General features: G+C 38.6%; 10 protein-coding genes. 8 read left to right on the forward strand and 2 right to left on the reverse strand.

Annotation, left to right across the window (positions count from 1 at the left end):
* Positions 1-63: 63 nt before the first annotated feature.
* The 4 genes from B6A32_RS02595 to B6A32_RS02610 all read left to right on the forward strand — a co-directional run bounded on the left by B6A32_RS02595 (position 64) and on the right by B6A32_RS02610 (position 5,242).
* Positions 64-1,305: a malic enzyme-like NAD(P)-binding protein gene (locus B6A32_RS02595; RefSeq protein WP_085301176.1), complete on the forward strand. Its 1,242-nt coding sequence runs from the start codon at positions 64-66 to the stop codon at positions 1,303-1,305.
* A gap of 359 nt (positions 1,306-1,664) precedes the next feature.
* Positions 1,665-3,098 (forward strand): sigma-54 interaction domain-containing protein, encoded by a 1,434-nt coding sequence (locus B6A32_RS02600; RefSeq protein WP_085301177.1) that lies wholly within the window; start codon positions 1,665-1,667, stop codon positions 3,096-3,098.
* Positions 3,099-3,282: 184 nt separating this feature from the next.
* A complete protein-coding gene (ccoG, locus tag B6A32_RS02605; RefSeq protein ID WP_085301178.1) occupies positions 3,283-4,662 on the forward strand; it encodes a cytochrome c oxidase accessory protein CcoG in 1,380 nt (459 codons plus the stop codon).
* 166 nt (positions 4,663-4,828) lie between these two features.
* On the forward strand, positions 4,829-5,242 hold the full coding sequence (locus tag B6A32_RS02610) for a VOC family protein (protein WP_085301179.1): 414 nt from the start codon (positions 4,829-4,831) through the stop codon (positions 5,240-5,242).
* Between the two features lie 164 nt (positions 5,243-5,406).
* Here the strand turns inward: B6A32_RS02610 and metJ are convergent, their stop codons facing one another.
* Complete coding sequence (gene metJ, locus B6A32_RS02615) at positions 5,407-5,751, reverse strand: met regulon transcriptional regulator MetJ (RefSeq protein WP_085301180.1); 345 nt, start codon at positions 5,749-5,751, stop codon at positions 5,407-5,409.
* Between the two features lie 230 nt (positions 5,752-5,981).
* Here metJ and metB point away from each other — a divergent pair, with 230 nt between their 5' ends.
* On the forward strand, positions 5,982-7,139 hold the full coding sequence (metB, locus tag B6A32_RS02620) for a cystathionine gamma-synthase (RefSeq protein ID WP_085301181.1): 1,158 nt from the start codon (positions 5,982-5,984) through the stop codon (positions 7,137-7,139).
* Positions 7,140-7,250: 111 nt separating this feature from the next.
* Positions 7,251-9,755, forward strand: a complete 2,505-nt coding sequence (metL, locus tag B6A32_RS02625) for a bifunctional aspartate kinase/homoserine dehydrogenase II (protein WP_085301182.1) — start codon at positions 7,251-7,253, stop codon at positions 9,753-9,755.
* Positions 9,756-9,936: 181 nt separating this feature from the next.
* Here the strand turns inward: metL and B6A32_RS02630 are convergent, their stop codons facing one another.
* Positions 9,937-10,581, reverse strand: a complete 645-nt coding sequence (locus B6A32_RS02630) for a TorF family putative porin (protein WP_085301183.1) — start codon at positions 10,579-10,581, stop codon at positions 9,937-9,939.
* Between the two features lie 365 nt (positions 10,582-10,946).
* Here B6A32_RS02630 and rpe point away from each other — a divergent pair, with 365 nt between their 5' ends.
* Positions 10,947-11,618 (forward strand): ribulose-phosphate 3-epimerase, encoded by a 672-nt coding sequence (rpe, locus tag B6A32_RS02635; RefSeq protein WP_085301184.1) that lies wholly within the window; start codon positions 10,947-10,949, stop codon positions 11,616-11,618.
* Between the two features lie 40 nt (positions 11,619-11,658).
* On the forward strand, positions 11,659-12,663 hold the full coding sequence (trpS, locus tag B6A32_RS02640; RefSeq protein WP_085301185.1) for a tryptophan--tRNA ligase: 1,005 nt from the start codon (positions 11,659-11,661) through the stop codon (positions 12,661-12,663).
* The last annotated feature ends 137 nt before the right edge of the window (positions 12,664-12,800 follow it).

A 12,800-nucleotide genomic window follows, 5' to 3' on the forward strand; every position in this document is an offset into this window, starting at 1 on the left:
CATTATTAGAAAATTTAATTAACCGGCAGGCTCTCCCATCAGACTTATATACTAGGAAATAACATGACAGATCTTCGACAACAAGCACTTGATTATCACCAATACCCAACTCCAGGTAAAATTAGTGTTGAATTAACTACGCCGGCTGAAACCAGCCAAGATCTCTCGCTCGCCTATAGTCCTGGTGTTGCTGAGCCAGTACGTGCTATTGCAGAAAATCCTGATGATGTTTATAAATACACCGGTAAAGGTAATACCGTTGCTGTTATTACTAACGGTACAGCGATTTTAGGCTTAGGTAATTTAGGACCTATGGCTTCTAAACCAGTAATGGAAGGTAAAGCGCTATTATTTAAACGTTTTGCTGGCATTAACTCTTTCGACATTGAAGTAAAGCATAAAACGGTAGAAGACTTTATCAGTACTGTTGCTAATATTGCAGACAGCTTTGGTGGTATTAACTTAGAAGATATAAAAGCGCCTGAATGTTTTGTCATTGAAAAAGCGTTAATTGAACGCTGTAAAGTTCCTGTATTTCATGATGACCAACACGGTACGGCCATTGTAACTGCTGCAGGTATGATAAATGCATTAGAAATTCAAGGTAAAGAACTTCGCCTTGCCAATATTGTTTGTATGGGCGCAGGGGCTGCAGCAATCGCTTGTATGGAATTATTAATAAAGTGTGGTGCTCAGCGTGAAAAAATTTATATGCTCGATACAAAAGGTGTAATTCATACCCGACGTGACGATTTAAATGAATATAAAAAATTATTTGCGAACAATACAGACAAACGTACGTTAGAAGAAGCTATTGACGGTGCAGATGTATTCGTTGGTGTGTCGGGACCGAATGTTTTATCGTCTGAGCACGTTAAATTAATGGCTGATAAGCCGGTAATTTTTGCTTGTTCGAACCCTGATCCTGAAATTAAGCCAGAGCTAGCATTAGCAACGCGTGACGATTTAATTATAGCGACAGGTCGTTCAGACTATCCAAACCAAGTCAATAATGTGCTTTGCTTCCCATTTATTTTCCGCGGCGCACTGGATGTGCGTGCACGTACTATTAATGATGAAATGAAAATTGCGGCGGTACACGCCATTCGTACATTAGCAAAAGAACCTGTACCAGCTGAGGTTCTCGATGCAAGTGGTAGTAAAAGCTTAAGCTTTGGTAAAGACTATATTATTCCTAAGCCTATGGATTCACGCTTGCGTTCGGCTGTAGCTATTGCGGTTGCCCAAGCTGCGGTTGATTCTGGTGTAGCAGCGCTAGCAATGCCCGAAGACTATAACGGCTAATCATTCATGCATAAATCAGCAGAGCAACTTTTGTGCTGAGTATTGTTAATCGTATCAAGGGAAGCTCAGGCTTCCCTTTTTGTTATTTATATTTCTGGGCACTGTGAACGAAAATCTTCATAATTTAAACCTAGCGCTAAAAAAACATCTAAATAAATGTGCTCAGTTAAATAAGTACGCTAGAGCCAAGCCATCGCTCAATTAACAGAGTAACGATGAATTACAGGGTTTGATAAAACGACCAATAAGTTGGTATTATTGTTAATCTAAGCCACGGTATATCGTGGTATATTCAATGTTCAGTATTTGGCCTAAATTATCGCCGTAATTTGAGCTTAGTTTTTCATTTAGGAAAATAAATGGATAAAGAAATAAAAGCCTACCTTGCTGACTCTGAGATATTACTCAACGCGGTTGGTGAAGGTATTTATGGTCTCGATATAAACGGTAATGCAATTTTTATTAACTCAGCAGCAGAAGCCATGACAGGCTGGTCTAGTGCTGAATTATTAGGGAAAAACATTCATCAATTTCATCATCATAGTTATAGCAATGGTGAGCATTATCCAGCATGTGATTGCAAAATATTTAATACGGCCCTTGATGGTATTTCTCGCCAGGTAGCGGGTGAAGTATTTTGGCGTAAAGATGGTAGTAACTTCCCTGTAGAATATACAACACGTGCGGTTTATAAAAATAATACTATTGTTGGTGCTGTTGCTGTATTTAGAGATGTGAGCCAACAGCAACAAGTTGAACTTGCACTTCGCAGTGCACTTGAAAATGTGCAATCGTTAACTGAGCAGTTACAAGCAGAAAATACCTACCTACAAAATGAGCTAGCTCAAACCTGGTCACCTACAGGCTTGGTGGGTAAAAGTTCTAAAATGATGGAAATGCTGTCGCAATTAGAGTTAGTTTCACAAACTGATAGTACCGTATTAATTTTAGGTGAAAATGGTACAGGTAAAGAGTTGGTTGCACGAAACATACACGCCTTGAGCCAACGTAAAAACTCTACCATGGTAAAAGTTAATTGTGCCGCATTTACACCAAGCCTGCTTGAATCTGAACTGTTTGGTCATGAAAAAGGTGCTTTTACCGGGGCTACTTCGCGTCGCAAAGGCCGTTTTGAGTTAGCTAATGATGGTACCTTGTTTCTCGATGAAATTGGTGAATTGTCTCTAGAGGCACAAGGTAAGCTATTGCGGGTACTACAAGAGCAAGAGTTTGAACGAATTGGCGGTAGTGAAACTTTAAAGGTAGATATAAGAATTATCGCAGCGACTAATCGTGATTTATTGGCAATGCTAGATCAGGGTACTTTTAGAATGGATTTATTTTACCGACTTAATGTATTTCCGATCACTGTGCCACCGTTACGAGAGCGCTATGAAGATATTCCACTGTTATCGCAAGCTATTATCGGTACGTTAAATAAAAAGTTAGGAAAAAATATCAGTGCTATTAGTAACCGAAGCTTATCGCAACTCATGCAATACTCTTGGCCTGGGAATATTAGAGAATTACAAAACTTACTTGAACGAGAGATGATCCTAACCCAATCAACCGTGTTAAATTTTAATTTTAAAACCAGCAATAAAACTTTGCTACCACCGGTAATTGAAACCTTAGCACAAGTTGAAGCACGCTATATATTGAACGCATTAAAATTAACTAAATGGCGTATCGGTGGAGAGTCGGGTGCTGCAAAGCAATTAGGTTTACCTGAAAGTACCTTGCGATCACGGATGAAAAAATTGAAAATTGTACGGCCGAACGGATCATTTTAATTATAAAGAAAAACCCCTGTGGGCACGATATATCGTTCTTACGTGATATATCGTGTGTGTGTTTGTGTTTATATTCTCAAGTTCTTTCTTAAAGATACTATTAAACAACAGCTTAACTTGTTTTTTGTTGTTGGTTCAAATTTTGCTATAGCAGGCTATCTTAACCTTAGCTCAGTAGCACTCCATGAAGTTTGATTTTAAAGCAGAAGATTTGATCATTAAACCATACAAATCTGAATCCTCAGTTTATGTTCGTCAGCAAAAAGGCACTTATCAACGTATTCGACAATACACAGGTTTGATATTTGTTTTAGTTTTTATTTTACTCCCTTGGTTAACGTTTCAAGGGCATCAGGCAATTTTGCTAGACATTGGTAGACAACAGTTTCATTTCTTTTCACAAACCTTCTTCCCACAAGACTTTGTCATTTTAGCGGGATTACTGCTGGTTAGTTGTTATTTACTTTTCTTTTTAACGACTTGGTTAGGTCGTATATGGTGTGGTTACACTTGTCCACAAACGGTATGGACTTTTAGTTTTATTTGGGTCGAAGAGTGGTTAGAAGGTAGTCGTAATCAGCGTATTAAACGTGACGAACAGCCAATGACCTTAAATACCTTCACAAGAAAGTTTACCAAACACTTGATTTGGTGCTTGATAGCGTTTTTTACCGCGACAACATTTATTAGTTACTTTCTACCAGCCCATGAGTTGTATCTTGATCTACTACAATGGCAATGGGATAACCTAACAACGTTTTGGGTGCTATTTTTTGCAGTCTGTACTTATGGAAATGCAGGGTGGCTGCGTGAAAAAATGTGTATTTATATGTGCCCGTATTCACGCTTTCAGTCAGCGATGTTCGATAAAAATACACTGCTTGTAGCCTATAACAAATTACGTGGCGAAAATCGTGGCGCTCGCAAGCGTAAAGAAGATCCAAAAGCGTTAGGCTTGGGCGATTGTGTCGACTGTAATCTTTGTGTAGAAGTTTGCCCGGTGGGTATTGATATTCGCAATGGCCTGCAATATGAATGTATTAACTGCGGAGCTTGTGTTGATGCTTGTGATCAAACCATGGAAAAGTTTAATTATGCCAAAGGCTTGATCAGTTATACCAGTGAAAATGCATTACAAGGTAAAAAAGTAAAATTGTTGAGACCAAAAATTATAGGCTATGGCGTTTTGTCACTACTGGCTATGGCGTATATGGTTTTTACTATTCAAGTACGAGTGCCGATCGAATTTTCAATTTTACGTGATCGCGGAACCTTATTTCAGCTCGACTTTAAAGACAATGTAACAAACAGCTATTTATTAAAAATAACGAACAAATCAAAAGTTGATCGCCAATTTACAATTAATGTATTGGAGAAAAGTGTCAGTTTAAGCGTTGATGATAATGTGCAGATAAAAGCTGGAGAAATCGCGAGCGTACCGATAAAATTAACCATGACGCCAGACAAAGTTAGACAAAAAATTTCACCCGTGACATTGAGTGTCGCCGTTGAAAATATGCCGGAAGTTAGCATTATCAAAACAACAAAATTCTTTTCTAACTAATTTTGTAAGATTGTTAAGGTCATTATACTTGAGACCTTTAAACATTAAGTCGTGGTTATTTTAGTGATAATTCAAGCCACAATAACCACGGCTTAGCTGATAACTAAAGCAGAATTGTTTAACAGAAGCCGATTAACATACGCCATTTAACAGAAGTAACTTAAAAATGACTAAAACAATCAAGCAACGTATTGTCAATATCGCCCTAGTAGTGGAAAACTATGATGATGCAATTGAATTTTATACCCAAAAACTTAACTTTGAGCTTATTGAAGATACCGACTTAGGTAATGGAAAGCGTTGGGTACAAGTTTCACCCCCTAATGCGGAAGGTACGAATATATTATTAGCGAAAGCGAGTAATGAACAGCAACATCAGTCAATCGGTAACCAAGCTGGCGGGCGGGTATTTTTATTCCTACAAACTAATGACTTTTGGCGAGACTATGAGCACATGAAAAGCCAAGGTGTTGAGTTTACCGAACAGCCACGCGTTGAAGATTATGGCACTGTGGTGGTGTTTAAAGACTTGTATGGCACGAAATGGGATTTACTGCAGTTGAATGACTCAAGTTTTTAACTTTAACGTCATTATGCTGTTAATATGGCCAGATAACCTAAGCCAAGATAAACTAAGCCAAGAGAACTTAAGCTCAATAATTGATTGAATATTGCACTTAACGGCAATAAAAAAGGCGCTTTTAGCGCCTTTTGTCATTTATAAACCTAAGGGTTTATATCCCATTAACTTTCTGTTTCTTCTTCAATGTCAGTTTCGTATTCACTAAAGTCAGTTACACCTTGTGCTTCTAAGGCTCTGCGAACACTTGCTGGTAATTTTTGTGTGTTGTCTTTAGCCAAATCACTATCGTCAGGTAATGGTTGGCCAGTAAACGCGTGTAAAAACGCTTCACATAAAAGTTCACTGTTTGTAGCATGACGCAAGTTATTAACTTGGCGGCGTGTTCGTTCATCAGTAAGTACTTTTAACACACGTAAAGGGATAGACACGGTGATTTTTTTTACTTGTTCACTTTTCTTCCCGTGTTCGGCGTAAGGGTTAAGATACTCGCCATTCCACTCTGCCATGAATATTCCTCTATGCATAATTAATTGCGATAAACTTATAGTTAGCGTGTCTGGTATACCAGTTAGCAACTCGTTTTATCTTACTTGTTAATTTTACTGGTTGTGGGGCGCGAGTCAATAACGAATGTGTAGAAGTTTAGATGTCTAAAGTGCTTGACCGCGAACTTTAAACCGTTTAGATTGATAGACGTCCAAACATCTATATAGAATATGTTCAATCTGGAGTTCACATGAGCGAGAAAAAAATTGCCACTACCGCAGTTCGCGCTGGTATAAATAGCGACCAACATCATGGTGCTGTTATTCCTGCGATTCATCTTTCAAGTACCTATGCACTGAAGGGCTTTAATGAAAAAGGGCAATTTGATTACTCGCGAACGGGTAACCCAACACGAGCCACTTTTGCCAGTGCTATTGCTGAATTAGAGCAGGGCGCTGTTGGTATAGTTACCAGTACGGGCATGTCAGCTGTTCATCTTATTTGCCAATTATTAAATACTGATGACACCATTGTTATACCCCACGACTGTTATGGTGGAAGTTTTCGACTATTTACCTATCTTGCTAAACGTGGCCAGTTTAACTTAATAGTGGTTGATCAAAATGATCAAACTGCCTTAAGCAATGCATTGGCGAAAAAGCCAAAATTAGTATTGCTAGAGTCTCCAAGTAATCCACTGTTACGCATAGTTGATATTGCCGCGATAACAGAACAAGCTCATCAAGTAGGAGCGCTCGTTGCTGTTGATAACACCTTTTTGTCACCCGCTTTACAGCAACCTTTATTATTAGGTGCCGATATAGTTTTTCATTCCACCACGAAATATATAAATGGTCATAGTGATGTGGTTGGCGGTGTTTTAGTGGCTAAAGACCAAGCGTTAGGCGAGGAGCTTGCATGGTGGGCAAACTGTATTGGCATTACGGGTTCAGCGTTTGACAGTTATTTAGCCTTACGTGGTTTGAAAACCTTACCGCTGCGTATGAAGCAACATCAAATTAACGCGAATGCGGTCGCTAAATTTTTACAACAGCATGCAGCGGTTGAACAGGTGTACTTTCCTGGCTTAAGCGATCATCCACAACATGAACTTGCCAAAAAACAACAATATGATTTTGGTGCAATGATGAGTTTTGAACTTAAAGGTGGTGTTGAAGCGGTTAAAGTATTGTTCGATAAGTTAAAGTTTTTCACACTTGCACAATCGCTAGGTGGTGTTGAAAGTTTAATAAGTCACCCTTCTACCATGACTCATGCCGGAATGGATATTGAATCACAACTAGCGGCGGGCATTACTCAGTCATTAGTGCGAATTTCTGTTGGTATTGAAGATATTGACGATATGATTGCTGATCTTTCTCAAGCACTTGATGCAAGCCAGGCCTAAATTCGTTCTGAAAAGTTGGCCATGGCATTTTTATGAATGGCCAATTTTAAGTGTATAAAAAGTAAAACTTAAATCTGGTATGACAATCTCAGTCAAACCTGTGGTAAAAAAATGATAGACTCAAATGTAGCGGTAAAGCCAAGTTCGACAAACAATAAGTTAGCAAAAGTTGCCTGTAATGTGCATAAATTTGGTGGCAGTAGCTTAGCCACTAGTGCGTGTATTGGACGTGTTGTTGATATTATTCGTCAGCATTGCCAAATAAACGATATTATTGTGGTATCTGCTAATGGCAGTACTACCGATGCCTTATTTAATATCTATCAACGCGCACTGGCATTAAAAGAAGCTAGCTCACTTAATAAAGAAAACAGCATAAGTAATGAGCTAATTACTCTCAAAGAAGCTTTACTAGCAGCGCTTAGCGATTTAAATACCATGCAAGCCTCGCTCATTAATGAATTGTTAAACCCAACGAGCGCCGCCAGACTGAACAATTTATTAACGAATGAAATTGCAACGAGTGCACAACATTTGCAAGAGGATCCCCAAGGTTATCAAAACGATTTATTAGCCTTTGGTGAAGTATGGTCAGCACGTTTGTTATCAGCAGTATTAAGTGAAAGCGTTTGCCCAAGCTATATGCTAGATGCAAGAGACTTTCTGTTAATTAATAATGAAAAAAATAGCACAGTTGACTACAACGCAAGCCAAGTTGCATTCTCTGACCTTAGACAGCCAAATCAATTAGTTATAGTGACTGGTTACATAGCGCGTAATCAAGAACAGCAAACCTGTACATTAGGCCGAAATGGCAGTGACTACTCTGCCACCATTATGGCGGCACTTTCACAAGCACGTAATGTAACGCTATGGACCGATGTTGATGGCATTTATAGTGCTGATCCGCGCATTGTACCTTCAGCGCGAAAGTTACATCGTTTACCTAACGCTGTGGCTAACGAACTAGGACGCTTGGGTAATCCAGTTTTACATGCAAAAACCTTACAACCTTTAACTAATCATAATACCCATTTACATGTTGCAAGCAGTTTCGCACCTGACGTCAGCGGTACTGAAATTGGTAAGTTTGGTGAAATAGCAAAACAAGAGCTGTCAGTTACCAGCTTAAATGATTTAATTTTAGCTAAGTCTTCTAGCTTTTTAGCTAAATCAGGCGAGTTAGCCGTTAGCGAATTTTCGCCGATTTGCTATAACCTAGACGAAGGCTACATAGTCGTTACTCAAGCTCAACAAAAGTCGGTTAGTCAATGGCTAGCAAGCCACGATACAGAGGTTACTTTCAAGCCAGTGGCAATTATTGCGATTGTAGGTCATAGCGTGGCAAAACAGGGCGATATGCGTGCTAGATTTAAACGCGCGCTTAAACATCAACCTACATTGCACTTTTTACATTCTTTTAATGAGCACAGTTATATTGCGATATTACCTGAACTTTGCTCAAGTGAAATACTTAATAATGTGCACGCAGATATGACAAAAGATGCTAAAAACATTGCATTAGTTGTGGCGGGTTTAGGTAATATTGGTGAACGTTTTTTAACTATGTTGCCAAAGCAAATAGCCCGAGTTTCAGGGTTAGAAAACGTTCATTTAGTTGGCTTGGTAGGTGCGAGTAAAGCACTAATAAATACTGATGGTATTGATGTAGCTAATGCATTGAAGCTTTATCAAGAGCAAGCTCAAGCCTATGATAGTAAACAACTCTTGGCATGGTTAACTAGCCATCCGTACGATGAATTAGTTATTGTTGATATTACACCTAGTGAAGTATTTAGTCAGTTATATCATGAGTTCTTTGCTCGTGGCATACATGTCATTGGCGCTAACAAGTGGGCCGCTTCGTCAAGTACTGAAAACTATCAACAATTGCTTTCAACAGCAGCAAAAAATAATAGTATTTGGCTTGGCAATACTACCGTAGGTGCGGGTTTACCGATTAACTCTACGATTAAAGAACTATTAAATAGTGGCGATAAAATTTCAGAAATTTCAGGTATATTCTCTGGCACATTATCGTGGTTATTTCAGTATTACGACGGTGTTAAGCCTTTTTCAGCATTGCTATCTAATGCTTTATCGCAAGGCATTACAGAGCCAGATCCAAGAGAAGATTTATCAGGCAGAGATGTACAGCGAAAGTTATTAATACTCGCGCGTGCTGCTGGCTTTGAACTGTCATTATCAGATATTAACTGCCAAAGTTTAGTTCCTGAGCCGTTACGTAATATTTCTTTAACAGAGTTTCTAGAGCGAACGTCAGAGCTCGACGAAATGTTTTTATCACGCTTAAAGCAGGCACAAGATAAAGCTTGCGTGATACGTTATGTTGCTAGGTTTACTTACGACAATGAAAAAATTGTGGCGAAAGTAAGTTTGGAAGAGTTGAGTGAAAAAGATGCTTTTGCACAATTAACCCCGTGCGATAACGTATTTCAACTTAAAAGCGAATGGTATCAGGAAAATGCCTTGATTATTCGAGGCCCAGGCGCAGGGCGAGATGTAACGGCTGGCGGTATTCATGCCGACTTGGTCACCATTTGTCAGCGCTTAAATCATCGTTATCAGCAAGTAAAAATTAAAGGCATAAATTAAAGGCATAAATTAATAGCAAAAATTTAGTGTTTAAATTATTCCGAGTAAATGAATGTACTGAAATGGGTGTGTAAATACGGAATAAATGTCGAGTAATAAAAAAGTGTAGCTGGGCTTTTACCCATCTACACTTTTTTGGTTGTTAAACTCTTAAACTCTTAAACTCACAAGCGAGTAGTGTTTAGAAAGATTTACCGATACTAAATACTAAGTTTTCATCGCTTGTAGTGCCAGCGAGTTCTTTTGAGTTAGATACTACAGCAACACCAACATCAAAACCTGAAACTTCAGTACCGTAACCTACTTCAAAGTAATCGCCGTCAAAGTCTTTACCCCAAGTACCGTATGTAGCATAAAAACCTTCATGTTCAACAGTGGCAGATAAGAAGTCATAATCTTGGTCTGGACCTGCTTCAACTTCCCACTCACCAACATTATAAGAAACAGAGAACATACCGTAGCTTAAGCCTAAGTTAACTTCATTATAAGAGGTGTCAAAATCACCGGTATATTGGTAAGTTGTAAAACCAAGGCTATAACCTAAACCATTGTCTAATTCGCCACCGTAGCCGCCGTAAAGATCAATTTCTAGGCCTTCTTGAACATCTGCAGCCCAGGCACCTACGTAAAAACCACTATTTTCATAATCTACACCAGCACTTGCAGAGGCTGTATCTGTTTGTACAATACCACGGAAAATATATTGTGATACTACACCAACATTAGCACTTAAGCCTTCAACTTCAAGCGCTGATACTGAAGTAGAAGCCAATGCTGAAGTTGCTAGTATTATAGAGGTCGAAAGAGAGATTATTGATTTTTTCATGTTTTAGTCCACTAAGTTTTTATAATTGTTATAACTATTGCAAAGACAGTGCCTGAGTGTTTATTTTTATTACAAGTCTTTATTTATCAGTCGGTTAAGGTTGTTTTTCTAGCGCTTAAATTTATCTTTAAGTAAGCGGTTGTACTGAATTGGTGCAATTAAAATGTCTTGTGTACAAAAAAAGTGCATTAGATATTAGAAACAACAATTTTTAAGCGCTAATATATTGGCATTGAACAAGCGCTTGAAATACAAATGGTGATTTGTTTAAAGGAATACAGTTATATCGACTTTTGTGGCTGATCTAAGTCGCAAATTTTCTACATTTAAGTTAAAGTAGCGCAAATTTTGTCAAGGTAATTACTATGTCTGATTTTCTTATTGCTCCATCGATCTTATCGGCTGACTTTGCTCGTTTAGGTGAAGATGTTGTCAACGTACTTAACGCTGGCGCTGATGTTATCCATTTTGATGTTATGGACAATCACTTTGTGCCAAACCTTACCTTTGGTTCAATGATCTGTAAGTCATTAAGAGACTACGGCATAACGGCGCCTATTGATGTGCACTTAATGGTAAAGCCTGTTGATAGCTTAATCCCAGACTTTGCTAAAGCAGGGGCCGATATTATTACGTTTCACCCTGAAGCTAGTGATCATATCGACAGAACCTTGCAGCTAATTAAAGACCATGGTTGTAAAGCTGGCTTAGTATTAAACCCAGCCACACCGTTACATGTTTTAGATTTTGTTATGGATAAACTCGACGTTATTTTATTAATGTCAGTTAACCCAGGTTTTGGTGGCCAGTCGTTTATTCCTACTACTTTAGACAAATTACGTTTGGTACGTGAAAAAATAGATGCCAGTGGTTTCGACATTCGTTTGCAAGTAGACGGCGGCGTTAAAGCCGATAATATTGCTGATATTGCCAAAGCAGGCGCCGACATGTTTGTGGCCGGTTCAGCGATATTTTCAAAGCCAGATTATAAAGTCGCCATTGATGAAATGCGTGCAGAACTAAATACTGTAAAATAATTAATAGATTAAATAATAAAGAAAACTTCAAGGATAAAAAATGAGTAAACCTATTGTATTAAGCGGCTGCCAGCCATCAGGCGAGTTAACTATTGGTAATTATCTCGGCGCGTTAAAGCAATGGGTAAGCATGCAAGATAGCCATGAATGTTATTATATGTTGGTTGATCAACATGCCATAACGGTTCGCCCTGACCCAGAAGCATTGCGCAAAGCAACCTTAGATGGCTTAGCATTATACTTAGCCTGTGGTGTTGACCCAGAAAAAAGTACCATCTTTATTCAATCTCATGTGCCAGAGCACGCACAATTGAGCTGGGTATTAAATTGCTACACTCAAATGGGTGAGCTTAATCGCATGACCCAATATAAAGATAAGTCATCTAAATCTGAAGCTAACATGAACTCTGGTTTATTTACCTATCCGGTATTAATGGCAGCTGATATTTTGTTATATGGCGCTAATCAAGTCCCTGTTGGCGATGATCAAAAGCAACATTTAGAGTTAGCCCGTGACATTGCAACACGCTTTAACAATTTACATGGTGAAACCTTTAAAGTACCAGAGCCTTATATTCCTGAGTTTGGTGCGCGTGTAATGAGCTTGTTAGAGCCGACTAAAAAAATGTCTAAATCTGATACTAATCCGGGTAATTTTATCGGTTTATTAGAAGATACTAAAAAAATAACCAAGAAAATTAAACGTGCAGTAACTGACTCAGACGAACAAGCCAATATCTATTTTGATATTGCTGAAAAGCCAGGCGTGTCTAACTTATTGTCTTTATTGTCTTGTACCACAGGCAAAACCGTTGAAGAACTTGTTCCTGAATATGAAGATAAAATGTATGGTCACTTAAAAGGTGATGTTGCAGAAGCCGTTGTCGCTTTACTTGCGCCCATTCAAGAGCGTTATCACCAGTTCCGTAATGACCAAGCATATTTAGATGAAGTTATGCGCAAAGGTGCAGAGAAAGCTTCTGCTCGTGCTAGCAAGTTACTGGCTGAGGTTTATCAAGCGGTTGGTTTTATCGCTAAACCATAACTAAGCCATAACTAAGCCATAACTAAACCTTAACTCAACTTGAGTTAAATTTTAGTTATCGCCCTGAAAAATCTAAAAAGCCGTCGTATTTACGACGGCTTTTTTATGGGTAAAGCTCAAGTAATAGAGACTTTATT

It is taken from the genome of Colwellia polaris, assembly GCF_002104515.1.
Classification (GTDB): Bacteria; Pseudomonadota; Gammaproteobacteria; order Enterobacterales; family Alteromonadaceae; genus Cognaticolwellia; species Cognaticolwellia polaris.

Excerpts from the sequence above, each read along its gene's own strand:
- B6A32_RS02595 (WP_085301176.1), top strand. The coding sequence starts at position 64 with ATGACAGATCTTCGACAACAAGCACTTGATTATCACCAATACCCAACT.
- B6A32_RS02600 (WP_085301177.1), top strand. The coding sequence starts at position 1,665 with ATGGATAAAGAAATAAAAGCCTACCTTGCTGACTCTGAGATATTACTC.
- ccoG (WP_085301178.1), top strand. The coding sequence starts at position 3,283 with ATGAAGTTTGATTTTAAAGCAGAAGATTTGATCATTAAACCATACAAA.
- B6A32_RS02610 (WP_085301179.1), top strand. The coding sequence starts at position 4,829 with ATGACTAAAACAATCAAGCAACGTATTGTCAATATCGCCCTAGTAGTG.
- metJ (WP_085301180.1), bottom strand. The coding sequence starts at position 5,751 with ATGGCAGAGTGGAATGGCGAGTATCTTAACCCTTACGCCGAACACGGG.
- metB (WP_085301181.1), top strand. The coding sequence starts at position 5,982 with ATGAGCGAGAAAAAAATTGCCACTACCGCAGTTCGCGCTGGTATAAAT.
- metL (WP_085301182.1), top strand. The coding sequence starts at position 7,251 with ATGATAGACTCAAATGTAGCGGTAAAGCCAAGTTCGACAAACAATAAG.
- B6A32_RS02630 (WP_085301183.1), bottom strand. The coding sequence starts at position 10,581 with ATGAAAAAATCAATAATCTCTCTTTCGACCTCTATAATACTAGCAACT.
- rpe (WP_085301184.1), top strand. The coding sequence starts at position 10,947 with ATGTCTGATTTTCTTATTGCTCCATCGATCTTATCGGCTGACTTTGCT.
- trpS (WP_085301185.1), top strand. The coding sequence starts at position 11,659 with ATGAGTAAACCTATTGTATTAAGCGGCTGCCAGCCATCAGGCGAGTTA.